Raw genomic sequence first — 26,308 nt, forward strand, 5'->3', positions numbered from 1 at the left:
ATCAGGGTAGGACGGGGGCGGGTTCGGCGATGCAGGCGGTGCCGACGCGGCGGAAGCCGACGCGCAGGTACACCCGGGCGATCTCCTCGCTGCCGGCGCTCAGGAAGATCAGGTCGGTGCCGGCGGCGCGCAGCTCGTGGGCGAGGGCGGCGGTGACCGCCGCGCCGAGGCCCCGGCGGCGGGCCGACGGCAGGGTGGCCACCCCGGCGATCTCCGCCACGTCGCCGACCCGCATCGCCATGCCGCTGGCCAGCGCGCCCTCGGCCGGTGTGCCGGCGATCACCGAGAGGCGGCGGCCGTCGGCGATGCGTACCCGCTCCTCGTCGAGGGCGGCGACGTCCAGTTCGGTTACCGCGGCGTCCCGCTGCGCCGGTCCGGCGTCGCCCCGGGCGGTGCCGGCCGCGGCGAAGCCGACGGCGGCGACGGCCCGGCGGGCGGCGACGTCCACGGCGAAGTCGGCGTCGGTGGGGTCCAGCACCCGCACGGGTACGTCGGTGAGGCTCGCCGCCTCGGGCAGCGCGTCCGCCTCCAGCACCATCAACGGCGCCTCCAGCACGGCGAGCCCGGCGGAACGGGCCACGGCCAGCAGGCCCGGGGTGCGGTCGTGCACCCATTCGAAGGCCTCCGGCAGCCCCAGCTCCCGCTGCCGTTCCCGGACGGCCATGACGTCGGCCAGCGACGGGGTGTCGGTGGCGTCGAGGCGCGGCCGGGCGTAGAACGGCCAGCCCGCGCCGTCGCGGACGAAGAGCACCAGCGCACCGTGTTCTTCCGGACGGGCCGCGTCGCGGGGCACCGCGTCGTAGAAGGCTTCCAGTCGGTCGAAGAGGTCAGCCGGTACGAAATCCACCGCGCGAGACTACACGTCCCAGATGTTGGAAGTGTGATCAATCTGCACTGGTCTTGCTTTCCCCGACCTAACGTAGACTCAATAGACCCCCGAGGGCCGACGTCGTCCCCACCTTGATCCATCCTGAGCGACGACAGGAGGCCCGGTGGCCCTTCCGTACCCTCACAGCCCGCAGGCGGCCACGACCGCCGGACCGGGACGGTCCGCGTCCGGGCTCTACGACCCGGCGCAGGAGCACGACGCGTGCGGTGTGGCCTTCGTGGCGGACCTGCACGGACGACGCTCGCACGAGGTCGTGGCGAACGGCCTGGAGGCGCTGGTCCGGCTGGACCACCGCGGCGCCCGGGGCGCGGAGCAGAACACCGGTGACGGCGCCGGGATCATGATCCAGGTGCCGGACGCGTTCCTGCGCACCGTGGTCGACTTCCCGCTCCCGCCGGCCGGCCAGTACGCCACCGGCCTGGTCTTCCTCCCCGACGACGACGCCGCCGAGGCCCGCGCCCGCCGGGTGGTGGAGAAGTACGCCCTGGTCGAGGGCGCCGACGTGCTCGGCTGGCGGGACGTGCCGACCGACCCGTCCGGCCTGGGCGAGACGGCGCTCGCGGCGATGCCCCGGGTCCGGCAGCTCTTCCTGGCCGCGCACCGGCTCACCGACACCCCGGCCGGCCCGGCCGGTTCGCCGCTGTCCGGCCTCGACCTGGACCGGGTGGCGTTCTGCGTCCGCAAGCAGGCCGAGCGGGAGAGCGCCGAGCGGGGCGTGCCGGCGTACTTCCCGTCGCTGTCCGCGCGGACCATGGTCTGGAAGGGCATGCTCACCCCCGACCAGCTGCCGGCGTACTACCCGGAGCTGACCGACGAGCGGGTGGTCACCGCGATCGCGCTGGTGCACTCCCGGTTCTCCACCAACACCTTCCCGTCCTGGCCGCTGGCCCACCCGTACCGGTTCATCGCGCACAACGGCGAGATCAACACGATCCGCGGCAACCGGAACTGGATGCAGGCAAGAGAGTCGATGCTCAGCGGCGGTTCCTCAGCCGCCGGCGGAGCCGGCGGGCACATCCCCGGCAACATCCGGCGGATCTTCCCGGTCTGCACCCCGGCCGCCTCCGACTCGGCGAACTTCGACGAGGTCCTCGAACTGCTGCACCTGGCCGGGCGGAGCCTGCCGCACGCGGTGCTGATGATGATCCCCGAGGCCTGGGAGAACGACCCGGCCATGGACCACCGTCGGAGATCCTTCTACCGCTTCCACGCCAGCCTGATGGAGCCGTGGGACGGGCCGGCGTCGGTCGCGTTCACCGACGGCGAGATCGTCGGCGCGGTGCTGGACCGCAACGGGCTGCGCCCGGGCCGCTGGTGGCGTACCGCCGACGGGCTCGTCGTGCTGGGCAGCGAGGCGGGCGTGCTCGACCTCGACCCGGCCACCGTGGTCGCCAAGGGTCGGCTCCAGCCGGGCCGGATGTTCCTGGTCGACACGGTCAACGGCCGGATCGTCTCCGACGAGGAGATCAAGGCCGAGCTGGCCGCCGAGCGGCCCTACGACGAGTGGCTGCACGCCGGCCTGATCGAGCTGGACGACCTGCCCCCGCGCGAGCACGTGGTCTACACCCACGACTCGGTGCGCCGCCGGCAGCAGACCTTCGGCTACTCGCAGGAGGAGCTGAAGATCCTGCTCGCCCCGATGGCCCGGCTCGGCGCCGAGCCGATCGGGTCGATGGGCACCGACACCCCGATCTCCCCGCTGTCGACCCGGCCGCGGCTGCTCTACGACTACTTCCACCAGCTCTTCGCCCAGGTCACCAACCCGCCGCTGGACGCCATCCGCGAGGAGCTGGTGACCAGCCTGGCGTCGACCATCGGCCCGGAGGGGAACCTGCTCGATCCCGGCCCGGCGAGCTGCCGGCAGATCGTGCTGCCGTACCCGGTGATCGACAACGACGAGCTGGCCAAGATCCTGTCGGTGGACGAGGACGGTGACCTGCCCGGTTTCAAGGCGGTCCGGGTCTCCGGTCTCTACCGCATCCGCGACGGCGGGGCCGGCATCAAGGCCCGGCTGACCGAGATCTGCCGGCACGTCTCCGAGGCGATCGAGGACGGCGTCCGGATCCTGGTGCTGTCCGACCGGGACTCCAACGCCGACCTGGCCCCGATCCCGTCGCTGCTGCTGACGGCGGCGGTGCACCAGCACCTGGTCCGCGAGCAGACCCGCACCCAGGTGGCGCTGGTCGTGGAGTCCGGCGACTGTCGGGAGGTGCACCACGCGGCCGTGCTGATCGGGTACGGCGCGGCGGCGGTCAACCCGTACCTGGCCTTCGAGTCGGTCGAGGACATGATCTCCACCGGCGCGCTGGTCGGCGTGGAGGCGCGCAAGGCGGTCCGCAACTACGTCAAGGCGCTCGGCAAGGGCGTCCTGAAGATCATGTCCAAGATGGGCATCTCGACGGTGTCGTCGTACTGCGGGGCGCAGGTCTTCGAGGCGGTCGGCCTGGACACCCGGCTGGTCCAGCGGTACTTCCGGGGCACCCCGAGCAAGATCGGCGGGATCGGCCTGGACGAGATCCACGCCGAGGTCGCCGCCCGGCACTCGCTGGCCTGGCCGGCGCCGGGCGTGCCGGCCAGCGACCGGCTGGAGGTCGGCGGGGAGTACCAGTGGCGCCGCGAGGGTGAGCTGCACCTGTTCAACCCGGAGACGGTCTTCCTGCTCCAGCACGCCACCCGCAGCCGCCAGTACGACGTCTTCCGGCAGTACACCGCCAAGGTCGACGAGCTGGCCGCCCGGGCCGGGTCGCTGCGCGGGCTGTTCACCCTGCGTACCGGGCTGCGCCCCGCGGTGCCGATCGACGAGGTCGAGCCGGCCACCGAGATCGTCAGGCGGTTCGCCACCGGCGCCATGTCGTACGGCTCCATCTCGGCCGAGGCGCACGAGACCCTCGCGATCGCGATGAACCGGCTCGGCGGCAAGTCAAACACCGGCGAGGGCGGCGAGGACGTCGACCGGCTGCACGACCCGGCCCGCCGCTCCGCGGTCAAGCAGATCGCCAGCGGCCGCTTCGGGGTGACCAGCGAATACCTGGTCAACGCCGACGACCTCCAGATCAAGATGGCCCAGGGCGCCAAGCCCGGCGAGGGCGGGCAGCTGCCCGGCAACAAGGTCTGGCCGTGGATCGCCCGCACCCGGCACGCCACCCCCGGCGTCGGCCTGATCTCCCCGCCACCGCACCACGACATCTACTCCATCGAGGACCTCGCCCAGCTCGTGCACGACCTGAAGTGCGTCAACCCGGCCGCCCGGGTGCACGTCAAGCTGGTCAGCGAGGTCGGCGTGGGCACCGTGGCCGCCGGCGTGGCCAAGCTCAAGGCCGACGTCATCCTGATCTCCGGCCACGACGGCGGCACCGGCGCGTCCCCGCTCAACTCGCTCAAGCACGCCGGCACCCCGTGGGAGCTGGGCCTGGCCGAGGCGCAGCAGACGCTGCTGCTCAACAAGCTGCGCGACCGGGTCACCGTGCAGGTCGACGGCCAGCTCAAGACCGGGCGGGACGTGCTGATCGCGGCGCTGCTCGGCGCCGAGGAGTTCGGCTTCGCCACCGCCCCGCTGATCGTCGAGGGCTGCGTGATGATGCGGGTCTGCCACCTGGACACCTGTCCGGTCGGCATCGCCACCCAGAACCCGGTGCTGCGCGAGCGGTTCACCGGCAAGCCGGAGTTCGTGGAGAACTTCTTCCTCTTCCTCGCCGAGGAGGTCCGCGGCTACCTCGCCGAGCTGGGCTTCCGGTCGATCGAGGAGGCGATCGGGCAGACCGAGGTGCTGGACCTGACCCCGGCCATCGACCACTGGAAGGGCCACGGGCTGGACCTGGCCCCGGTGCTGCACCTGCCGGAGCTGCCGGCGGGCGCGGCCCGACGCGGCGTACGCGCCCAGGACCACGGCCTGGAGCTGGCGCTGGACAACGAACTGATCGCCCTGGCGCAGCCGGCGCTGCGCGACGGCACGCCGGTGCGTACCGAGGTGACGGTCCGCAACGAGCATCGCAGCGTCGGCGCGATGCTCGGCGGGGAGGTCACCCGCCGCTTCGGCGGCGCCGGCCTGCCCGCCGACACCATCGAGTTCCTGCTGCGCGGCACCGCCGGGCAGTCGTTCGGCGCGTTCCTGCCGCGCGGGGTGACCCTGCGGCTGCACGGCGACGCCAACGACTACGTCGGCAAGGGGCTCTCCGGCGGCCGGCTGGTCGTGCGCCCGGACGCCGCCGCGCCGTTCGTCGGCGAGGACGCCGCGGCCGGGCAGCGCGCCGAGGACCAGATCATCGCCGGCAACACCATCCTGTACGGGGCCACGGCCGGCGAGCTGTTCCTGCGCGGCCGGGTGGGGGAGCGGTTCGCGGTGCGCAACTCGGGCGCGGCGGCGGTCGTCGAAGGCGTGGGTGACCACGGCTGCGAGTACATGACCGGCGGCACGGTGGTGGTGCTCGGCGAGACCGGGCGCAACTTCGCCGCCGGCATGTCCGGTGGCTCCGCCTTCGTGCACCGGCTGGACCGCGCCCGGGTCAACACCGAGCTGGTCGACCTGGCGCCGTTGCGCGACGAGGAGCGGGCGCTGCTGCACGAGCTGGTCCAGCGGCACTTCGCCGAGACCGACTCGGCGGTGGCCGAGGGGCTGCTCAAGCGCTGGCCGGAGGCGGTGGAGGAGTTCACCGCGGTGGTACCCCGGGACTACCGCCGGGTGATGGAGATCATGCGGGCCGCCGAAGCCGCCGGCCACGACGTCGACGACGCGGTGATGAGCGCGCTCACCCCCGCCGTGTCGTCCGTGCCGGTGCCGCCCGCCCCGCGGGTGGTCGCCCAGGAGGTGGCTCGTGCCTGACCCGAACGGTTTCCTGCGCTACGACCGGCGGCTGCCGGCCCGCCGGCCCGTGCCGGTGCGGATCACCGACTGGCGGGAGGTGTACCCACCGGCCGGCGAGGAGCTGATCCGCGAGCAGGCCACCCGCTGCATGGACTGCGGCATCCCGTTCTGCCACGACGGCTGCCCGCTGGGCAACCGCATCCCGGACTGGAACGACCTGGTGCGTACCGGCGACTGGGACGCGGCGGTGGAGTCGCTGCACGCCACCAACAACTTCCCGGAGTTCACCGGCCGGCTCTGCCCGGCGCCCTGCGAGGCGGCCTGCGTGCTGGGCCTGGGCGGCCAGCAGCCGGTCACCATCAAGCAGGTCGAGGTGGAGATCGCCAACGCGGCGGTGGCCCGGGGCGGGCTGCGGCCCCGCCCGGCGCCGGCGCCGACCGGCCGGTCGGTCGCCGTCGTCGGCTCCGGCCCCGCCGGGCTCGCCGCCGCCCAGCAGCTGGCCCGCGCCGGTCACGCCGTCACCGTGTACGAGCGTGACGACGCGATCGGTGGCCTGCTCCGCTACGGCATCCCGGACTTCAAGCTGGAGAAGCAGCACGTCGACCTGCGGATCGCCCAGCTCGCCGCCGAGGGCGTCCGGTTCCGCACCGGCGTGGACGTGGGCGTCGACGTGACCGCCGAGCAGCTGCGCGCCGAGCACGACGCGGTGCTGCTGGCCTGTGGGGCGTTGCAGGGCCGGGACACCGGGGAGACGCCCGGCCGGGAGCTGCGCGGCGTACACCAGGCGATGTCGCACCTGGTTGCCGCGAATCGCGTGGTCGCCGCGGCGGGGGAGGGCCGGCCGGCGCTGGCCACCCTGCCCGACGGCACGCCGATCGACGCTGCCGGCAAGCACGTGGTGATCATCGGTGGTGGCGACACCGCCGCCGACTGCCTCGGCGTGGCGCACCGGCAGGGCGCGGCCGGCGTGCACCAGCTCGACCTCTATCCGGAGCCGCCGCAGGACCGGGACGCCGAGCGGGACCCGTGGCCGACCTGGCCGTGGGTGCTGCGCAACTATCCGGCGCACGAGGAGGGCGGCGAGCGGGTCTTCGCCGTGGCGGTGCAGGAGTTCGTCAACGACGGCACCGGCCAGGTGCGGGCGGTCCGGATCGCCGAGGTCACCGTGGAGAAGCGGGACGGCCGGCGGATCCTCACCGCGCTGCCCGGCTCGGAGCGGGAGCTCCCGGCCGACCTGGTGCTGCTGGCCATCGGCTTCGAGGGCACCGAGGAGCAGCCGCTGCTGGCGCAGTTCGGGGTGGCCCGCAACGCCCGCGGCGCAGTCGACGCCCGGTCGGACTGGCAGGCCGCCGACGGCGTGTTCGTGACCGGTGACATGCACCGGGGGGCGTCGCTGATCGTCTGGGCCATCGCCGAGGGGCGGGCCGCCGCGGCGGCGATCCACTCCTACCTCGGTGGGGTGGGGACGCTGCCGGCGCCGGTGGACCCGGCCCGGCAGCCGCTCGCCGCCCGCTGACCCGTACGCCCGGGTGTCCGGTCCGTCAGGCCGGACACCCGGACGTCCCGTTGCGCGGTCCACCCGGCGTCGTCCGGGTGGGCCTCGATGTGCGGTTGCGCTCGCTGCCGCCCGAGGTCGAGGCGCTCGCGTCGAGACCGGCGACCGCTATCCGTTCATGCTCTACGGCACCGACTGGCTGGCCTTCGCGCACCTCGTCCTCGCGGTGGCCTTCTGGGGGCCGCTGCGCGACCCGGTGCGCAACGTGTGGGTGGTCCAGCTGCGGCATCATCGCCGGCACATCCGGGCGATCGAGGCTGCCCCGGCACAGGCCGCCGCGCCGCCCGTGCCGGCCGCCGGCTGAACAGGGCCGCGCGACGCCGACGGCGGCACCGCGACCACCGGGGCCCGCTCCCAGGGGTGGTGAGCGGGCCCCGGTCGGGTCAGCGGGGCAGCAACTCGTGCGCGGCCCGGATCTTCGCCCACGACCTCGGCTGCGCCGGGGCGAGCGAGGCCCGCGCGGCGGCGGCCACCTCGGGACGCCCGGCGGTGAACAGCCAGGTGGTGAAGACCTGGTCCAGGTCCTGGCCGGAGATCTGCTCGGCGAGGGCCTGGAACTGGGCGATGGTGCCGTTGCCGTGGGCGTGCGCGGCGGTCCAGGCCGGCAGGATCCGGAAGAACGCGTCGTCGCCGACGGCCAGCCGGATCTGGTGCAGGGCCATCGCGCCCCGGTCGTAGACCGCGTCGTCGAAGACCCGGCTCGCGCCCGGGTCACCCGGGAGGACCTGCCAGTACTCCGAGTCGGCCGGGTAGCCGGCGTAGGTGAGGTCGAACAGCTCCTGGGCGGTGCCCTCGCCCTGCTCCTCCGACCAGAGCCACTCGGCGTACGAGGCGAAGCCCTCGTTCAGCCAGATCTGGCTCCAGTCCGCGACCGAGACCGAGTCCCCGAACCACTGGTGCGCGTTCTCGTGTACCACCACGTACGGGTTGCTCCCGCGCCGCCAGAAGCCCGGCCCGTACACCGGACGGGTCTGCGTCTCCAGGGCGAAGCCGATGCCGTCGATCGGGCCGGCCACGCCGCCCTGCGCCTCGAACGGGTACGGCCCGAACACCCCGCTCTCCCAGTCGACCACCTCGGCGGTGCGCTCGATGCTGGCCCGGGCGGCGGGCCCGCGTTCGCCCAGCGTGGTGCTGTACGCGTTGACCACCGGCTGCCCGTTCGGCGCGGTGTCGGTGACGATGTCGTACTGCCCGATCGCGATGAACGCCTGGTAGGTGGTCCCCGGCTGCACGCTGCGCCAGCTCCATCGGGTGCGGTTGCCGGCCTCGGCGAGCGGGGCGCGCGGCTGCACCCCGTTGCTGATCACCTCGACGCCGGTGGGCACCGAGACGGAGATGTCGAAGGTGGCCTTGTCGAGCGGGTGGTCGTTGCTGGGGAACCACCACCAGGCCGACTCGGGCTCGTTGGCCGCGAGCGCGCCGTCGGCGGTCCGGGTCCAGCCGGTGTAGCCGTAGACCTTGGTCCGGGACGGGATCCCGGCGTACCTCACCACGACGGTGAGCGACTGGCCCTTGACGATCGGCCGGGGCGCGGTGACCGCCAGCTCGTGGTCGCCCTCCCGGGCGAAGCCGGCCGGCCAGCCGTTGACCCGCACCGACTCGACGTCGAGGGCGAAGTCCAGGTTGAACCGGGACAGGTCCTGGGTGGCGGTGGCCAGGACTGTGGTGGTGCCGCTGAGCCGGTCGGTGGCCGGCTCGTAGCGCAGCCGGACGTCGTAGTGGTCGACGTCGTAGCCGCCGTTGCCGTAGTCGGGGAAGTAGCTGTCGCCGAGCCCGGGGCTGCCCGGGGTGGGGCTGGCCGTGACGGGCACCGGCCGGGCCCGACCCGGTAGGGCGGCCTGGCCGGGAGCGCCGGTGGTGACGGTGCCGGCGGTGGTGACGGTCAGGGCGGCAACGGCCGCCGCGAGAACACGTCGCACGAGGTGGACTCCCTCCATCGGGGTGTACGCCCGGCCCAACCTAATCGACGGTTGTGAACACGTCTGCCCGTGGAAAGCCCCTCCGCTCTTCAATTCGTGGAAATATTTCGATAGCATTACCGTCGGGTAACAAGCCATCCCATCCCTGGCCACGCGCGCGGTCCACGGACTCCACCACCACCTGCCTCGTGGAGGTCCCGTCATGCCCCGTCGCGTCCGCACCGCGCTGGTCGCCTTCCTCGCCACAGTCCTCGGCGTCGTGGCCGTCCCCGCCACCGCCGCCCAGGCGGCCGGCGAGAACTACGTCGCCCTCGGCGACTCCTACTCCTCCGGCGTCGGCGCCGGCTCGTACGACCTCTCGACCTGCCTGCGCAGCCAGAAGTCGTACGCGCCGCTCTGGGCCGCCGCCCACTCGGTGACCAGTTTCCGCTTCCCGGCCTGTGGCGGGGCGGTCACCGCCGACGTCCTGAACGACCAGGTCGGCGCGCTGAGCAGCAGCACCACCCTGGTGACCATCACCATCGGCGGCAACGACGCCGGCTTCGCCGACGTGATGAGCGGTTGCCGCTTCGGCAGCACCTCGTCCTGCGAGAGCGCGGTGGCCGGCGCCAAGGCGTTCGCCACCTCCACCCTGCCCGCCCGGCTCGACGCCACCTACGCGGCGATCCGCGGCCGGGCCCCCAACGCCCGGCTGGTGGTGCTGGGCTACCCGCGGCTGTTCGAGACCGGCTGGTGCGGCCTGCTGGCGATGAGCAGCTACAAGCGGACCATCCTCAACCAGGCCGCCGACGTGCTCGACGGCGTGATCGCCGACCGGGCCGCCGCGGCCGGGGGGACCTACGTGGACGCGCGGCCGTTCTTCGCCGGCCACGGCGTCTGCGCGGCCAGCCCCTGGATCCGCGACGTCACCGGAGTGATCGAGGCGTACCACCCGAACGCCGACGGCTACCGCTACGGCTACCTGGCCGCGCTCACCGCCGCCATCGGCTGACCCCGCCGCCCCCGGCGGCCGACGGTCCACCCCGGACCGCCGGCCGCCGGCCGGCTTGCGTACGACGGGCACACTGGCGCGTACCCGTGGTGACGTGGAGGTGGCGATGCATGAGCCCGCCGTGCGGCAGTACCCCCGGCCGGCCCGGGAACGGCTCACCGGGGGCGGCCTCGACCTGCTCACCCTGCTCGCCCGGCTGCTGCGCCGGCCCCGCCGGGGTGACCGGCAGCTGCCGCTGCTCTGGCTCACCCGCGCTCCGGGCAGCGCGGACGTCGCCGCCCTGCTGCGCCGCTTCCTCGGCCAGGGCGCCGACCGCCGGGTGCCGCACGCCGTGGTCGACCTGTCCGCCCGACCGGAGACCGACGACGTGCCGGCGGTGCTGCGTGAGCTGCACCGGCAGCTCTCCGGTACGCCCCCGACTCCGGTGAGCCGATCGCCAAGCGACTCGCGCTGCTCACCGTGGCCCGGGTGCCGGACGTGGTCGCCCCGCCGGTCGAGGTGTTCGGTTGCGGCGTGACCGACGGCGGCCGCGACCGGGGCTGCCGACCCAGCTGAAGCCCCGCCACCGCCGCACCTGACCGACGGCGACGGCCGGCGGCCCCCCAGGAGCCGCCGGCCGTCGCCGGTGTGGTTCAGGAGCGGTCGGCCGCCGGGTCGGCGTTGCTCGGCCGGCCCCACGGGCCGGTGATCGCGAAGACGTAGCCCGGGGACTGGATGTTGGCGAAGAGCACCTTGCCGTCCGCGCTGAACGTCGGGCCGGTGAACTCGCTGTCGTTGAGCTCGTTGCGGGCCAGCGGGTACGCCTTGCCCTGCTCGGTCACGCCGACCAGGTGCGACAGGCCCTCGCCGTCCTCGGCCAGGATCACCCCGCCGTACGGCGAGACGGTGATGTTGTCCGGGCCGTCGTAGCCGCCCTCGACGTCCGGGTTCTCGTTGACGCCGAAAATGGTCTTCAGGGTGACCGACTCGGTCCGCGGGTCGTAGAACCAGACCTGCCCGTCGTGCTCGTTGACGCTGCCGTCGGAGAGCCGGGCGAAGCTGGCCACGAAGTACGCGCCGCCATCGGCCCACCAGGCGCCCTCCAGCTTGCGGCTGCGGGTCACCTGCCCCTCGGCGAGCTGCTTGCGCACCGAGACGCTCTTCGCGTCCCGGTCCGGCACGTCGACCCACCGCACCTTGTAGCGGGTGCCCGGGCGGGTGGCGGTGGCCAGGTCGTCGATGTGGGTGTCGCCGAGCCAGCAGCTCATCGCCTGCAACTCCCCGGCGGTGTCCCCGTCCGGCCGGGTGGCCAGCGCCCGCAGCGCGCCCTTGCCGCCCCGGAAGCCCGCCGGCGGGGTCCACCGGAAGTAGAGCCCGTTCGGGCTGCCGGCGTCCTCGGTCAGGTAGATCGCGTGGGTGTACGGGTCGACCGCCACCGCCTCGTGGGCGTACCGGCCGAGGAACTTCAGCGGCACCGGGTCCAGGTTCTGCTCGGCGTCGTGCGGGTCCACCTCGAAGACGTACCCGTGGTCCCTGAGGTACTTCCCACCGGCCTTCTGCTCGGTCTCCTCACAGGTCAGCCAGGTGCCCCACGGCGTGATGCCGCCGGCGCAGTTGTTGTGCGTGCCGGCCACGCTGACGTACTCGCGCAGCCGCCGGCCCTGGCCGTCGACCTCGATGTTCGTGGTGCCGCCCCGGGCGCCCGGGTCGTAGGTGAGGCCCGGCAGCGGCGGCACGCCGTACGGCTCGCTGCCGCCGATCTCGTGGTTGTTGACCAGCACCGAGCCGGTCGGCGACCGGAAGCAGCCGGTGCCGTCGGCGTCGCTCGGCGTCGGCTGGCCACTGTCCAGCGTGGTCACCCCGGCCTGCGCCACGATCGTGTAGGAGAAGCCGGGCGGCAGCGCCAGCAGGCCGGCCGGGTCCGGGACGAGCTCGCCGTAGCCGACGGACGGCCGGACGGCGGCCCGGGCCGAGGCCGGACCGGCGATCGCTTCCAGGCTGCCGGCCACCACGATGCCGAGGCCGCCGGCCGCGCCACCGCGCAGCAGGTCACGGCGGGAGAAGGAGGAGGAGGTCACGTCGAAGCCTTCCTGTTCACGCATTCACTGATCCCGTGAGCAGGCAATCCGGACCGGCCGAACACCGCCGGCGTCCCGGGTGACGCCCAGGCGAACACTGCGGCAACGTCGGGTACCGGCCGCGTCGGGGCGGTGCGTCGTGCCGAGCCGGCGCGGGTCCGTTAGGGTTCGCCCAGATCGATCGGCCGGGCGTTGGGGGCGGGATTGGGCAGGCTGTCAACGGCGTACGGGCAGGCCGTCGCCGCCCACCGGCACGCCGCGTACCGGTTGGCGCAGGCCCGCCGGGCGCTCGCCGTCGCCGCCGCGTCGGCCGCACCGGACACCGCCGAGCTGGTCGCCGGCCTGGACCGGATCGCCGCCGCGCTGACCGCCCCGGCCGCCCCGCCGGCCACCGGCCCGCTGCCGGTCCGGATCGGCGCGGCCACCACCGTGGACGGTGGCTTCCCCGCCCTGGTCCCGCTCGGCGCCGGACACCACCTGGTGGTCGACCGCGACGCGCGCGACGCCCGGGTCGGCGCCCTGCTGCGTACGCTGGTGCTGCGGCTGCTCGCCGCCGCTCCCGCCGGCACGGTCCGGGTCGCCGGCATCGACCCGGCCACCCTGGGCGCCACCTTCCTGCCGCTGCGCCCGCTGGTCGACGCCGGGGTGCTCGCCCCGACCGCCACCAGCGAGACGGAGATCGCCGCGCTGCTCGACGAGGCGGAACGGCACGTCCGCGGCGCCGGGCAGGCCGGCGGCCCGGCAGGTGAGCTGCTGGTGCTGGTCGCCGCCTCGGCCCCCGGTCCCCGGGAGCTGGCCCGGCTCACCGCCCTGACCCACGCAGGCGACACCGCCGGGGTCTGCCTGCTGCTGGCCGGCGTCTCCCCGGGCGCCGAACGCACCGCCCCGCACGCCACCGTGCTGCGCCTCAACGAGCGGTACGCCCTGCTCGGCGACCCGCCCCGGCATCCGTTCAGCCCGGACGGCCGGGGGCTGGCCGCGCCGGTGCAGCTCGACGGCGACCCCCAGCCCGGTGCCGCCGCCGCCCTGGCCCGGCAGCTCGGCCCGGCGGTCCGCCGCGACGACCCGCCCACCTTCGCCGACCTGCTGCCCGCCCGTCGCTGGACGGAGTCCGCCGCGACCGGCCTGCGTACCGTGGTCGGCCGGGCCGGCCGGGAACCGGTCACCCTCGCCTTCGACGACGCCACCCCACACTGGCTGGTCGGCGGCCGGACCGGCGCCGGCAAGACGGTCTTCCTGCTCGACGTCCTCTACGGACTGGCCACCCGCTACCCGCCGGCCGAACTCCAGCTGCACCTGCTCGACTTCAAGGAGGGCGTCAGCTTCACCGAGTTCGTGCCGACCGACCGCGACCCGTCCTGGTTGCCGCACGCCCGCGCCGTCGGCATCGAGTCCGACCGGGAGTACGGCCTGGCGGTGCTGCGCGGGCTGCGCCGGGAGCTGGACCGCCGGGCCACGGTGTTCAAGCGGCACGGGGTCAGCCGGCTGGCCGACCTGCCCCCGGCGGCGGCGCTGCCCCGGGCGGTGGTCGTGGTCGACGAGTTCCACGTGCTGCTCGCCGGCACCGACGCGGTGGCCCGGGAGGCCGTCGACCTGCTGGAGGAACTGGCCCGCAAGGGCCGCTCGTACGGCCTGCACCTGGTGCTGGCCAGCCAGAGCGCCACCGGCATCGAGTCGCTCTACGGCCGGGCCGAAGCGATCTTCGGCCAGTTCCCGCTGCGGGTGGCGCTGCCCGGCGGCGGCGGGGTGCTCGACCCGGTCAACGACGCCGCCGGCCGGCTGACCGTCGGCTCGGCCGTGGTCAACACCGCCGCCGGGGTGACCGGCGCCGACACCGTCGTCCGATTCCCCAACGCGCACGCCGACCCCACCGGCCTGGCCCGGGTACGCCACGAGCTGTGGGCGGCCCGCCCGGACGGCTCGCCCCCACCGGCGGTCTTCCGTGGGTACGAACCGGCGCACCCGGCGGACACCCCGGCCTTCACCGCCCTGCACCCGGGCGCCGGCACCCCGGTGGCCCTGGTCGGCCGGGTGGTCGACGTGGACGGCACGGCCGCCGGGTTCACCCTGGACGCCGTGCCCGGCCGGCACCTGGCCGTGGTGGGCACCGACCCGACCGGCGCCGAGGTGCTCCACGCGGCGGTGACCGGCCTGGCCCGCCAGCACGCGCCCGGGCGGGCCCGCTTCCTGCTCGCCCCGCTGGTCTCCGAGGCGCAGGCGGTCGCCGCCGTCCTGACCGCCGTCCTGACCGCCGCGGGGCATCCGGTGGACCGGCTCGACGCGGTCGGCCTGCGCGACCGGCTCACCACCCTCGCCACCCCGACCGCTCAGACGGATACCCGGACCTACCTGGTGGTGTTCGGGATGGAGGCCGCCGCCGGGACGCTGGAGCGGCCCGACCCGGAGACCTTCCGCTCCGGACGGGAGGAGCTGCGCACCGTGCTGCGCGACGGGCCCGGACGCGGGGTGCACCTGCTCGGCTGGTGGCGCGGGCTGCGCCCGCTCGTCGACGACCTCGGCGGCGCGCACCAGCGCGACGACGTGGCCTGCCTGGTCGCGCTGAACGTGCCCGGCGCCGACCTGGGCCTGCACCTCGGCGCGCACGACCTCGCCTGGCGGCCCCGGCCGAACCGGGCGCTGCTGGTGGACCGGCACGACCAGCGGCTCCAGCTGATCGTGCCGTTCGTCCGCCCCGAACGCGAGGAGCGGTAGGTGGCCACCTTCGACGAGTACGCGGCCCTGGCCGCCCGCCTCTCCGGGCAGCTCCGCTCCGGCGAGCGGGCGGCCGTCGAGGAGACCCGGCGGCTGCGCGGGCTGGAGGCCGCCGCCGGGCAGCTCGACCAGCGGCTCGCCGCCCAGGGGCACCGCCTCGACCAGCTCGGCCGGGCCATCGGGGTGCCGATGTCCGACGCACCGTCGGGGACGGTACCGGCGGCTCCCGGTCCGCCCGTCCAGACCGGCGCAGGCTTGCCCGCGCCGTCCGGTCCCGGCCAGGCCGGCGCAGCCCCGGCCGGGCTGTCCGGTCCCGGCCAGGCCGGCGCAACCCCGGCCGGGCTGTCCGGCTCCGGCTCGCCCGTTCCGGTGCGCCCCGGTGCGGGGGCCGGAACCGGGGCGGGGGAGACCGGCGGCGTAGCCGCCGCGCCGGGGCGGTCGGGGGTCGGGGCGTACCCGATGGGGACGGCGGGTGGCGGTGGCCCGGCGGGGCCGGTGGCACCGGCCACGACGGGGGCCGTGGTGCCGGCCCAGCGGCCGGCGCCGGTCGACCCGGCCGCGGAGCTGGCCGCGGTCCGGCAGCTCGCCGACGAGGTGGACCGGCACGTGCAGGCCACCGAGGCGATCGGCCACCAGGCGGTGCTGCTGCCCGCCTGGTCGCCACCGGCCCGGGCGCTCGGCGTCTACGCCGCCTGCGCGCTCGCCGGGGCGACGCTGATGCTGGTCATGATGGTCGCCTCCGGCGTCGGCCTGGTCGGCGGCGTCACCCTGGGCGCCTTCGTCTGCGCGGGGCTGCCGGTGCTGTCGTTCCTCGCCGGCTACCTGGTGCTCGCCCGGTTCGGCCGGCCGCCGCTGGCCACCACGCCGCCACCCCGGTACGTGCCGATGGGCTTCGTGATCTGCGTGCTGCTGGTGCCGATGCTCTACTGCGCCTACCTGCTGCTGGTCCGCTTCCTGCGCTGACGCTTCGCTGCTCCATGCCCGCGCTGGTCCAAGATCCGCACTACTTCAGGGATGTAGTTGCCTCGCTCCGAGTTGGAGGGGACAACTTCGGTGAAGTAGTGCGGATCCTGCCTCGGCCGGCACCCGGTCAACGGGCGGCGCCGACAGGGATGAGCGCGGGCGGTCGTGCGTCGGTCGGGATGGGCGGTTGCGGTGAGCGGGGGCGGGACGGGACGGCGGCGGCCGCCGCGGTGGCGGCCGCCGCGAGGACGGTCACCACCACGAAGCCCAGGGTGAAGCCGGCCTCCCGGGGCAGGCCGCTCGCCTGCGGGTGCGCGGTGATCACCGCGCTCACCGCCGCGCCACCGATCGCGCCGCCGATGGTGCGGATGTTGGCGTTCATCCCGGTCGCCGCGCCGGTCTGGGCGGCCGGGACGGCCCGCACGATCAGGTTCGGCATCGCCGCGAACGACAGGCCGATGCCGAGGCCGAAGAGCCCGGCGGCCACCGCCACCTGCCAGGGCCGGTCGTGCAGCCCGGCCAGCGCCGCGCAGGCCAGGGCGCCGAGGGCGGCACCGGTGGTGAGCTGGACCTTCGCGCTGAACCGTGCCTCCAGCCGCCCGCCGACGATGCCGGCGAGGAACATGGCGACCAGCATCGGCAGCATCAGCAGCCCGGCCCCGGTGACCCCGGCGCCGAAGCCGTACCCGGCGCTGGCCGGGATCTGCACGAACTGCGGCACGAAGGCGTAGACGGCGAACATCGCGGCGCCGAAGAGGAGCGCGGCCAGGTTGGTGGTCCAGACCGCCGGCAGCCGCATCATCCGCATGTCGATAAGCGGGTTGGCCGAGCGCATCTCGGCAACCAGCCACCCGGCGAACAGCGCGACGGCGAGCGCCAGCAGCGCGACGACCCGGACCGAGCCCCAACCCCAGACCGTGGCCTGGCTGATCGGCAGCAGCAGGGCGACCAGCCAGCCGGAGAGCAGCGCGGTCGACGCCCAGTTGATCCGGCCCGGGGTGCGCACCGGGGAGGCCGGCACGAGCAGGTGGGCCGCCACGGCGGTGAGCCCGACCACCACCATCGGGATCCAGAACAGCCACCGGTAGTCCAGCGCGCCGACGATCGGGCCGGCGGCCACGATGCCCAGCCCGCTGCCGGCCGCGACGATGGCGGAGAGGGTGCCGACGGCCGAGGAGACCCGGGCCGCGGGGAACTCGTCGCGGATGATCCCGAAGGAGAGCGGGAAGACCGCCCCGCCGACGCCCTGCACGATCCGGGCGGCGATCAACAGGCCGATGCTGGGCGCCACCGCGGCCAGCAGGCAGCCCACGGCGAGCGTGGCGAGCGAGACGACGAGCATCCGCTCCTTGCCCCGGATGTCCCCGATCCGGCCGAGGATCGGCGTGCAGATCGAGGCGGAGAGCAGGTACGCGGTGAACACCCAGGTGACGGTGTTCCGGCTGGTGTGCAGGTCCTGCTGGATGGTCGGCAGCACCGGCGTGATGAGCGACTGGAGCATCGAGAAGACGCCCGCGCCGGCGGCGAGCACGGCGAGGGTCAGCCGGCGTGAGCCGTGCCGGACGGGTCGGATGGCGATGGCCACGTGGATCTCCCAGCTTCACTGGAGGTACGGGCGACGACCGGACACGGGCCGTCGCAGGGAACCGGCAGCGCGCGCTCTCCTCGGACACCGAGGGGGCCGGGTAGGCTTACCGGAGGCAGGCCTCCGACATTTTCGGAGGGGTGCCTCCGCAAAACTAACGGAGGGTTGCCTCCGCTTGCAACCCGGGAGGAGTGACGCGCGTCATGGCCGCCGCTGAACCGCTGCCCGAGGCCGTCGCCCGGCGCCCCCGGCGGGCCGACGCCCGGCGGAACTACGAGACCCTGGTGGCCGCGGCCCGCGAGGTCTTCGCCCAGCAGGGTGCGGGCGGCTCCCTGGAGGAGATCGCCCGCCGGGCCCAGGTGGGCATCGGCACCCTCTACCGGCACTTCCCGACCCGGCGTGACCTGCTCGAGGCCGTCTACGTCGACGAGGTGGACGCGCTCTGCCGGGCCGCCGGCGACCTGGCCGGGCTGCCCCCGTGGGACGCGCTGGTGGCCTGGCTGCACCGCTTCGTCGAGTACGTCGCCACCAAGCGGGCCCTGGCCGAGGGGCTGGCCGACTCGGCGGTCTTCGCCAACTGCCGCACGGCCATCTACGCCGAGGGCGAGCCGATGCTGCGCCGTGCCCAGGAGGCCGGGGCGGCCCGCCCCGAGGCCACCTTCGACGACGTGCTGCGGCTGCTCACCGGCATCACCGCCGCCTCGTTCACCGAGCCCGGGCAGCGGGAGAAGGTGCTCGGCTTCGCGTTGGACGGCCTGCGCGCCCCCCGCGACCACTGAGTCCTCGGGCGCGCCCGAGATCCGCACTACTTCCCGGTTGTAGTGGCCTCGTCCGGGGTGGGAGGCCACTGCAACCAGGAAGTTGTCGCCTCGCCTGACGCGGGCGCGACCCCGAGGGCGGGCGGGGCGGCGGATTTGCCGGTTTGTGCGTCCAGGGGGACAAGTGGTTACCGGCGCGTAACTTTTCATTGACGGGTGTGAAACACGCCACGCATCATCGTGTCCACGATCGATCGGATCCCCCACCCGTCCCCCGGCCACCCCGGGCACCTCCCTCATGGAGGCGCAGCCATGCTGCTCCGAACGATCCTGGCCGCGGCCACCGCCGCCACCGTCCTGCTCGTCCCCACCGCCGCCTCCGCAGCCACGGCGGAACCCGCCCCGGCGACCACCACCGCCGAGAGCGCCGCGACCGAAAACGCCCCCACCTCGCTCGCCGCCGCCAACGCCAATCCCGTCGTCGTGGTGGGCGGCCTGATCGGCGTCTCCATCGCGTACGAGCCGATCGCCGCCCGGCTGCGCGCCGACGGTTACCGGGTCTGGATCTACCAGCTGCCGAACCTCGGCTTCGGCGACATCCGGCAGTCCGCCCAGTCGCTGCGCGGCTTCGTCGACCAGGTCCGGGCCAGCACCGGAGCGGCCAAGGTGGACCTGGTCACCCACTCCGAGGGCGGCCTGGTCTCCCGCTGGTACGTGAAGTTCCTCGGCGGCGCCGACGTGGTGCAGCACTACGTCAGCCTGGGCACCCCGCAGCAGGGCACCTACGTCGCCAACATCATCAACTTCGTCGGCCTGGGCAGCTGCGCCGGCATCGTGGCCTGTCAGCAGATGTCCATCGGCTCGGACTTCCTCGGCACCCTCAACGGCGGCGACGACACCCCGGGGGCGGTCCGCTGGACCACCGTGCGCACCTGGCAGGACGAGCTGGTCCGACCGGTCGGCAACGCCGTCCTCGCCGACGGGGCGACCAACGTGTCCATCCAGGCCTGGTGCCCGCTGCGGGTGGTCGGCCACCTCGGCCTGGTCCTGGACGGCACGACGTACACGGTGGTGCGGCAGGCGCTCGCCGACGCGGCGATCCGCCCCAACTGCTTCGCGGTCTGAATCCGTCGACCCGGCCGGTCGTCCGCGAGGCGGGCGACCGGCCGGACGTGTCCGTGGGGAGCCACGGTCGAGAAAGCGCCTCGGATAAGCGCTCGCCGCGCCCCGGCGCCGCTGGCACCATCGCGGGGTGACCGATGTGCTCGCGCGGGCCCGCGCCGACCTGGCCGCCGGCCGTCCCTGGCAGGCCCGCGACCGGCTGCGCGGTGCGCTGGCGCACCGGCAGGACCACGAGCTGCTCGACCTGCTGGCCACGGTCCACCACGAGATGCGTGACCTGCCCGCCGCGGGCGCGCTCTGGTTCGTCACCGGCCGGGACGACCCGCAGGCGCGACGGGCGATCGAGGCCTGGTCGGCGCGGCACCGCAACGACCTCGCCCGCTGGCACAGCATCCCCGCCCCGGTCCGGCGCACCGTCGACAGTGGGCCCACGCAGGTGTTGCGGCGGGCGGTCGGCCCGCTGGACCGGCCCGACCGAACCGATCCGGACGGCCAGCCCGAATCGCCCTGGGAGCCGATCCTGTTCGGCGGATGCGCCGTCACCGTCGTCGTCTGGTTCGTGGCGATGGTCGGCATCGGCATGTGGACCGTCCTGCGGTGGATCTGGGGCTGACCCGCCCGGCCCGCCCGGCCCGCCCGGGCAGGTTGAGCGGTCGCGGGCTGGTTAACAGGGGGCCCCTGCTATACCGCAGGCGTTAACAGGGGGCCCCTGCTTTCAGGCGGCCTTGGCAAGCGCTTCGAACTCGTCGTCGGTGAGGTGGACCTCCGCGGCGGCGATGTTCTCCTCCAGGTGGGCCACGGAGGACGTACCCGGGATGGGGAGCATGACCGGCGAGCGGCGCAACAGCCAGGCGAGCGCCAGCTGGGCGGGCGTCGCCGAGTGGTCGGTGGCGATGGCGTCCAGCGGGCCACCCGGCTTGGCGAGGTTGCCGGTGGCGATCGGGAACCACGGGATGAACGCCAGGTCGTCGCGCTCGCAGTACGACAGGACGTCCTCGGCGCTGCGGTCCGCGAGGTTGTAGAGGTTCTGCACCGAGACGATCGGGGTGATCTTCCGGGCCGCCTCGATCTGCTCCACGGTCACCTCGGACAGGCCGATGTGCCGGATCTTGCCCTCCTGCTTGAGCAGGGCCAGCTCGCCCAGCTGGTCGGCCAGCGGCACCTGCTCGTCGATCCGGTGCAGCTGGTAGAGCGGGATCGACTCCAGGCCCAGGTGGCGCAGGCTCAGCTCGCACTGCTGGCGCAGGTACTCCGGGCGGCCCACCGGCCGCCAGTCGCCGGGGCCGGAGCGGGTCAGGCCGGCCTTGGTGGCGATCACCAGGTCCTCGGCGTACGGGTGCAGCGCCTCCTTGATCAGCATCTCGGAGACGAACGGGCCGTACGAGTCGGCGGTGTCGATGAAGGTCACCCCCAGCTCGTACGCCCGGCGCAGCACCCGCACCGCCTCGGCCGGGTCCTTGGGGTCGCCCCAGACGCCCGGGCCGGTGATCTGCATGGCGCCGTAGCCGAGCCGGTCGACCTGCAGGTCGCCGCCGATCCGGTAGGTGCCCGACGCCTTGGCGGGTTGTGCGCTGGTCATGGGCCGTCCTCAATTCTGTCGATCGTGGTCCGGTGTCCGGTCGTCTCCCGGGAGGGTTCCCGCGCAGCACCGTCTGCAACATCCGACACGCCGGGATCGTCCCAACCTACTGAGCCGCGCCCGCGTGCCGGATCACCACCAGCGCCTGGTCGTCCTCCGAACCGGTCAGGCCGGCCAGGAGCGCGTCCGCGATCTCCTCCACCGGGCGGGCCGCCACCGGCGCCAACACGCCGTGCAGCGCCGCCACCCCCGCGTCGTACGGCCGGCCGCGCCGCTCCACCAGGCCGTCGGTGTAGACCACCAGCAGGTCCCCGGGGGTGAAGTCCACCCGGGTCAGCGGCACCGGCTCCCGGACCAGCCCCAGCGGCAGCGAGCTGCCGGTGGCGACGGTCTCCGGCGCGCCGCCGGCCGGCACCCGCACCGGGTACGGATGTCCCACCCGCGCCACCGTAGCCGCCCCGGCTCCCGGGTCGACGATCATCGCCAGGCAGGTGCCGAGGAAGCGCGTACCGGCCAGCTCCGTCACCCGCGGGAAGACCTCGGCCAGCGACACCCCCGAGCGCAGCAGGGTGTTCACCACCGTCCGCAGCTGCGCCATGTCCGCCGCCGCCTCCACCCGGTGCCCCACCACGTCGCCGAGCACCACCGCCAGCCGGTCGCCGGGCAGCTCGATCAGGTCGTACCAGTCGCCGCCCAGGTGCAGCCCGCTCATCGCCGGCCGGTAGCGGGTGGCGACCTCCAGCGACTCCGGCAGCCTGATCGACGGCGACCGCAGCCGGCCCGCCAGCCGGGTCACCAGGTTGTGCTCCGCGGCGGCCAACCGGACCCGCTCCAGGGTCTGCTCGCACAGGTCCGCGACGGTGTCCAGCAACGCCAGGTCGCCGTCGCGCAGCGGATGCTCCCGGCACCAGCCGAAGGCCAACGCCGCCACCGGCCGCCGGGACGCGTCGAACAGCGGCACCGCCACGGTGGTGACGATGCCGTGGGCGCCGACCGGGTCCGGCAGCCCCGGAAAGGCCCGCGCGAACGCCGCCCGGTCGCGCAGCACGATCCGCTCCCCGGTACGCAGCGCCCGGGCGATCGGCCGGGGATCGTCCAGCCGCAGGTCGGTGAAGGTGGCCGACAGCGCGTCCGGGACGTCGTCGTACCAGAGCCGGACCCGGCCGTCGTCGAGCACGGCCAGGCCGGGCAGCGCCGCGCCCAGCGCGGCCGGCGCGGCGGAGAGGATCACCTCGACCGCCTCGGCCGTCGACCGGGTGACGCTCAGCCGGGCGGCGAAGGCGGCCACCGCCCGCGCCGACTCGCTCAGCTCCCCCCGGTGCAGGGCCTGCCCGCACAGCCCGGCGACCGCGTCCAACAGGCTGCGCCGGGCCTGGTCGTCGGTGACCGGCCGGTCCCAGCGCACCTCCAGCGCGCCGAACACCCCGCCGTCGCCGTGCGGCAACGGCAGGCACAGCACGACCCCCTCCGCAGACCCGGACACCACGCCGTCGCGCACCGTCCGGGCCAGTGGGACGTCCGCGTCGATCGCCAGCGCCGACGTGCCGGTCCGGTCGGTGACCTGCGCCGTCGCCGACCCCGGCGGCGCCACCGCCACCCGTACGGCGTCCGCCTCCACCACCTGCGGCACGGTCTCCACGATCACCCGCACGATCTGCGCCCGCTGCTCGGCCGAGCTGAGCGCGCCGGCCAACCCGGCCAGCCCCTGCGCCTGGCGCAGCGCCCGCTGGCGGTCGCTGACGTCCCGGGCCACCGTGGCGACGTACGCGGTGTCGTCGCCCGGGCCGGTGACCGTGAAGGTCTGGTGGTCGACGTCCAACAGCTCGCCGGTGTCCCGCCGGACCAGCCGGCTCTCCGCCCGGCGCTGACCCGGATGGTCCACCGGGCCCGACCCGGCCAGTCCGACGACCTGCCGGCCGGAGGGGTTCACGTACACCGTGCGGCCCCGCGGGTCGGCCACCGCGATGAAGTCCCCGGAGCGTTCCACCAGCGCCTGGAACAGCCGCAGCTCCGCCTGCGCGGCCCGCTCGGCGCTCAGGTCGGCCGCGTACGCCAGCCAGCGCAACGGGCGCCGGTTCAACGCCACCACGCCGATCTGCACCGGCACCCGGCGCCCGTCGGCGTGCAGGTACTCCTTGTCGTAGCTGCGCGCCCGGCCGGTGTCGCGCAGCTCGGCCAGCGCCCGCTCGTCCGCCTCCGCCCAGCCCGGCGGGGTGAGCTGCGGCCAGCGCAGCCGCCCCTGCGCGAGCTCCTGCGCGGAGTAGCCGAGCATGGTCAGGAACGCCTCGTTGGCCTCGGTGATCCGCTCCTCCTCGCCGCCGAAGACGGCCAGCACGTCGGTGGCGGCGAGCCGCTCGAAGCGGACCCGTTCCTCGCCGAGGGCGGCCAGCAGCCGGGTCCGCTCGGTGACCTCCACGACGGTGAAGCCCAGCCCGATCGCCTCGGGGGCGTCGTCGATGCGGACCGGGAAGTAACCGGCGACGAAGTGCCGCGGCCCCGCCGGATCCGCCTCGACGGCGAACTCCACCCCGAGCACCGGGCCGTCGCGCAGCGCCCGACGCATCAGCGTCTCGGCCTGCTCGCCGTACGCCGGCAGCACGTCGGCCGGGCGGCGGCCCAGGTGCTCCGCCGCGGGCACCCCGTTCATCTCGGCCAGCGCCGGGTTGACCATCAGGTAGCGCAGCTCGGCGTCGACCAGGCCCACCCCGATCGACGCGCCGTCCAGCAGCGCCCGGCTGATCGCGGCGGTGCGGCGGGCGGCGGCCTCGGCGCGTACCCGGTCGTGGGTGTCGGCGATGGTGCCGATCCACTCGGTGACCTGCCCGGACCCGTCGCGCAGGCTGGCCCCGCGCAGCGCGAAGTGCCGGTGCTCCCCGGTGGCGGCGTGCCACAGCCGGCCCTCGACCTCGAACAGCGGCCCGCCCTCGGCCAGCACGGCCCGCCAGGCCGTCACGATCCGCTCCCGGTCCTGCGGGTGCAGCGCCTCGACCCAGCCGTCGCCGGCGTACGCCGGCCACCGCTGCCCGGTGTACGCCTCCCAGGACGGCTGCGGCTCGGTGATCCGGCCGTCGGGGTCGGCCGTCCAGACCACCGCCGTGGACGCCTCCACCAGGGTGCGGAACCGCCGGTCGGCGCGCTGCCGGGCAGCGCGTGCGGTGGCCCCGGCCGGCGGGCGCCGTCGGAACTTGTCTGGTTCGGTCGTGCCGGGGGGAGGAACGGTCACGTCGAGCGCCTTCCGGGCGGCCCGGTGGACGCCCACCAGTCGGACCGTACCAGCGTGCGGTGACGGGGACACCACGCCGGCCCGGCCGGGGGAGGGGACGGCGCTCCCGTCGTGGGCGGAACCGGGCACGCGCGGGCGGCGGTTCCCCGGAGCCGCCGCTGCCGGCGGCGCCACCGTGCGACGCTGACCTGGTCCGGCGCGGGGCGGCGCCGGCAGCGCCGGAGGGGGAGCGCCATGACGGGTACGCCGAAGGTGGACTTCGCGCTCGACACGTACGAGTGCATCGTGCTCTATCCCGGTCCGGCCGGCCCGGCCCTGCCGAACGAGACGGTGCAGCGGCTCCAGTCCGAGCACTTCCAGCACATGCAGGCGCTGCAACGCCGGGGCATCGTGCTCGTCTCCGGCTCGGTCGACGGTCCGGCCCGGGAGCCCGCGCCGCCGATCGGCTTCGGGCTGGCCCGGACCGGCTCGGTGGACGACGTGCGCAGCGTGATGGAGGCCGACCCGGCCGTGCAGGCCGGCCTCTACCAGGTGGACGTGATGACCTTCCTCTGCCCGGCCGGCTCGATGGACTTCCCGCTGGCCAAGATGCAGAGCTGACCGGCGGCGGGCCGCGGCTGTCGGCAGGGTGACGGCGCCGCCGGACGCCCGGGTGTTCACTGGTGGCCCCGGCCGGGGCGGGCGCGCCGGGCGCAGCCGGGTCCGGGGGACGAGGAGACGCCGTGACCGCCACCGCCATCCCCGACCTGTCCCGCGCCACCGACCTGCTGCGCGACCTGCTGGGCGAGCGGCTCCTCGTCCCCGCGGACGCGGACTTCGCCACCGCCACCCGGCTGTGGAACGCCGCCGTGCGTCGGGAGCCGGTGCTGGTCGCCCGCTGCGCCGACGCCGCCGAGGTTGCCGACGTGGTCCGGATCGCCCACCGCTGCCGGCTGCCGCTCTCCGTGCGGGCCGGCGGTCACGACTGGGCCGGCCGGGCGCTGCGCGACGGCGGCGTGGTCGTCGACCTCACCGGCATGCGCCGGGTCGAGGTGGACCCGGACGCCGGCACCGTCACCGTGGCCGGCGGGGCCACCGCGGGCGACGCGGTCGCCGCCGGCCGGCCGCACGGCCTGGTCGTCGCCACCGGCACCGTGCGCACCGTCGGGCTCGCCGGTCTCACCCTCGCCGGCGGGTACGGCCCGCTCTGCGGTCGCTTCGGCCTGGCCCTGGACAACCTGCTCCGCGCCGATGTGGTGCTCGCCGACGGCCGGGAGGTGACCGCCGACCCGGCGCACGACGCCGAGCTGTACTGGGCGCTGCGCGGGGGCGGCGGCAACTTCGGGGTGGTGACCCGGCTGACCCTCCGGGCGCACCGGGTGCCCGCCGCGCTGGCCGGGATGGTCATGTTCGGACTCGACGAGGCGGTCGACGTGCTGCGCGGCTACCGGGACCTGATCGCCGAGGCGCCGGACGAGCTGACCGTGATGGCCGGTTTCCTGCCCGGGCCGCAGGGCGAGCCGCTGGTCTTCGTCTGCCCGGTGCACGCCGGCGCCGACCCGGGCGAGGGCGAGCGGTACGTCGACCGGATCCGCGCCTTCGGCCGCCCGCTGGTCGACCAGGTGGCCAGCCTGCCGTACGAGGACGTGCTGCGGATGTTCGACGGCGGCATGGTCGACGGCAACCACTACCTGCTGCGTACCCGCTGGCTGCCGGGGCTGCCCGACGGGGCCGTCGAGGCGCTGGTCGCCGCCGCCCGGCAGGTCAGCTCGCCGTACTCGGCGATCGCCCTGCACCACTTCCACGGCGCGGCCACCCGGGTGGGCGCCGCCGACACGGCGTTCGGGTTGCGGACGGCGCACTCGCTGGTGGAGGTGATCGCGGCGTGGGCGCCGGCTGACCCGGCCGGCCCGCACCGGGAGTGGGCGGACGCGACAAGCGTCGCGCTGGCCCCGTACGCGTTGCCGGGCGGCTATCCGAACCTGCTGGCGCCGGAGGAGACCGATCGGGTGCTGCTGGCCTACGGCGCCAACGTCGACCGGTTGCGCCGGGCCAAGCGCCGCTACGATCCGGAGGGGGTCTTCTCCGCCGTGCCGACCCTGCCGGAGGTGCGCGGCGCCGGGTGACCGGCGTCCCCCGGGCGGCCGGCCCGGGCGGGCGGTACGATTCCCGGCG

Annotated in this window: 18 protein-coding genes; 12 read left to right on the forward strand and 6 right to left on the reverse strand. The window is 74.8% G+C overall.

Annotated elements, in window-relative coordinates; translation table 11 throughout:
* Window position 1 precedes the first annotated feature (1 nt).
* Entirely contained in the window at window positions 2–847 is an 846-nt protein-coding gene (locus GA0070564_RS24260) for a GNAT family N-acetyltransferase (RefSeq protein ID WP_091613369.1), read from the reverse strand.
* A gap of 145 nt (window positions 848–992) precedes the next feature.
* Here GA0070564_RS24260 and gltB point away from each other — a divergent pair, with 145 nt between their 5' ends.
* The 3 genes from gltB to GA0070564_RS24275 all read left to right on the forward strand — a co-directional run bounded on the left by gltB (window position 993) and on the right by GA0070564_RS24275 (window position 7,549).
* Window positions 993–5,708 carry a glutamate synthase large subunit gene (gene gltB / locus GA0070564_RS24265; RefSeq protein ID WP_091613374.1) on the forward strand — a complete coding sequence of 1,572 codons (4,716 nt, stop codon included), beginning with the start codon at window positions 993–995 and terminating at the stop codon, window positions 5,706–5,708.
* A complete protein-coding gene (locus GA0070564_RS24270) occupies window positions 5,701–7,206 on the forward strand; it encodes a glutamate synthase subunit beta (protein ID WP_091613377.1) in 1,506 nt (501 codons plus the stop codon). The genes gltB and GA0070564_RS24270 overlap by 8 nt, the downstream gene beginning before the upstream one ends.
* 157 nt (window positions 7,207–7,363) lie before the next feature.
* Complete coding sequence (locus tag GA0070564_RS24275) at window positions 7,364–7,549, forward strand: hypothetical protein (protein WP_425412532.1); 186 nt, start codon at window positions 7,364–7,366, stop codon at window positions 7,547–7,549.
* Window positions 7,550–7,628: 79 nt separating this feature from the next.
* Here the strand turns inward: GA0070564_RS24275 and GA0070564_RS24280 are convergent, their stop codons facing one another.
* A complete protein-coding gene (locus GA0070564_RS24280) occupies window positions 7,629–9,164 on the reverse strand; it encodes a M1 family metallopeptidase (protein ID WP_091613663.1) in 1,536 nt (511 codons plus the stop codon).
* A gap of 202 nt (window positions 9,165–9,366) precedes the next feature.
* On the opposite strand from GA0070564_RS24280, the gene GA0070564_RS24285 reads away from it, so the two are divergent.
* On the forward strand, window positions 9,367–10,155 hold the full coding sequence (locus GA0070564_RS24285) for an SGNH/GDSL hydrolase family protein (RefSeq protein ID WP_091613382.1): 789 nt from the start codon (window positions 9,367–9,369) through the stop codon (window positions 10,153–10,155).
* Window positions 10,156–10,261: 106 nt separating this feature from the next.
* Entirely contained in the window at window positions 10,262–10,672 is a 411-nt protein-coding gene (locus GA0070564_RS24290; RefSeq protein ID WP_176730818.1) for a hypothetical protein, read from the forward strand.
* Window positions 10,673–10,787: 115 nt separating this feature from the next.
* On the opposite strand, the gene GA0070564_RS24295 is transcribed toward GA0070564_RS24290, so the two are convergent.
* Entirely contained in the window at window positions 10,788–12,236 is a 1,449-nt protein-coding gene (locus GA0070564_RS24295; RefSeq protein WP_245670200.1) for an alkaline phosphatase PhoX, read from the reverse strand.
* 180 nt (window positions 12,237–12,416) lie between these two features.
* Between GA0070564_RS24295 and GA0070564_RS24300 the strand changes: the two genes are divergently transcribed.
* Both GA0070564_RS24300 and GA0070564_RS24305 read left to right on the forward strand, forming a co-directional pair.
* The gene (locus tag GA0070564_RS24300) at window positions 12,417–14,924 is read left to right on the forward strand and encodes an FtsK/SpoIIIE domain-containing protein (RefSeq protein WP_091613386.1); all 2,508 of its coding nucleotides are present in this window, start codon (window positions 12,417–12,419) and stop codon (window positions 14,922–14,924) included.
* Complete coding sequence (locus GA0070564_RS24305; protein ID WP_091613389.1) at window positions 14,925–15,887, forward strand: hypothetical protein; 963 nt, start codon at window positions 14,925–14,927, stop codon at window positions 15,885–15,887.
* Window positions 15,888–16,014: 127 nt separating this feature from the next.
* Here the strand turns inward: GA0070564_RS24305 and GA0070564_RS24310 are convergent, their stop codons facing one another.
* The gene (locus GA0070564_RS24310; protein ID WP_245670201.1) at window positions 16,015–17,472 is read right to left on the reverse strand and encodes an MFS transporter; all 1,458 of its coding nucleotides are present in this window, start codon (window positions 17,470–17,472) and stop codon (window positions 16,015–16,017) included.
* Between the two features lie 203 nt (window positions 17,473–17,675).
* Between GA0070564_RS24310 and GA0070564_RS24315 the strand changes: the two genes are divergently transcribed.
* From GA0070564_RS24315 to GA0070564_RS24325, 3 genes are all read left to right on the forward strand, one after another.
* Window positions 17,676–18,251 carry a TetR/AcrR family transcriptional regulator gene (locus tag GA0070564_RS24315; protein ID WP_176730819.1) on the forward strand — a complete coding sequence of 192 codons (576 nt, stop codon included), beginning with the start codon at window positions 17,676–17,678 and terminating at the stop codon, window positions 18,249–18,251.
* A gap of 291 nt (window positions 18,252–18,542) precedes the next feature.
* On the forward strand, window positions 18,543–19,355 hold the full coding sequence (locus GA0070564_RS24320; protein WP_091613396.1) for a lipase family alpha/beta hydrolase: 813 nt from the start codon (window positions 18,543–18,545) through the stop codon (window positions 19,353–19,355).
* A gap of 127 nt (window positions 19,356–19,482) precedes the next feature.
* Window positions 19,483–19,965, forward strand: a complete 483-nt coding sequence (locus GA0070564_RS24325) for a DUF6584 family protein (RefSeq protein ID WP_141714855.1) — start codon at window positions 19,483–19,485, stop codon at window positions 19,963–19,965.
* A 102-nt stretch (window positions 19,966–20,067) separates the two neighbouring features.
* Here GA0070564_RS24325 and GA0070564_RS24330 read toward each other — a convergent pair whose 3' ends face one another.
* Window positions 20,068–20,931 (reverse strand): aldo/keto reductase, encoded by an 864-nt coding sequence (locus GA0070564_RS24330; protein WP_091613406.1) that lies wholly within the window; start codon window positions 20,929–20,931, stop codon window positions 20,068–20,070.
* 106 nt (window positions 20,932–21,037) lie between these two features.
* A complete protein-coding gene (locus GA0070564_RS29495; protein ID WP_176730820.1) occupies window positions 21,038–24,190 on the reverse strand; it encodes a PAS domain S-box protein in 3,153 nt (1,050 codons plus the stop codon).
* Window positions 24,191–24,388: 198 nt separating this feature from the next.
* Between GA0070564_RS29495 and GA0070564_RS24340 the strand changes: the two genes are divergently transcribed.
* Together GA0070564_RS24340 and GA0070564_RS24345 are read left to right on the forward strand one after the other, a co-directional pair.
* Window positions 24,389–24,754, forward strand: a complete 366-nt coding sequence (locus GA0070564_RS24340; protein WP_091613673.1) for a YciI family protein — start codon at window positions 24,389–24,391, stop codon at window positions 24,752–24,754.
* A gap of 122 nt (window positions 24,755–24,876) precedes the next feature.
* Window positions 24,877–26,259 carry an FAD-binding oxidoreductase gene (locus tag GA0070564_RS24345; protein ID WP_218104994.1) on the forward strand — a complete coding sequence of 461 codons (1,383 nt, stop codon included), beginning with the start codon at window positions 24,877–24,879 and terminating at the stop codon, window positions 26,257–26,259.
* Window positions 26,260–26,308 lie beyond the last annotated feature (49 nt).

Source organism: Micromonospora mirobrigensis (assembly GCF_900091555.1).
GTDB classification, from domain to species: Bacteria; Actinomycetota; Actinomycetes; order Mycobacteriales; family Micromonosporaceae; genus Micromonospora; species Micromonospora mirobrigensis.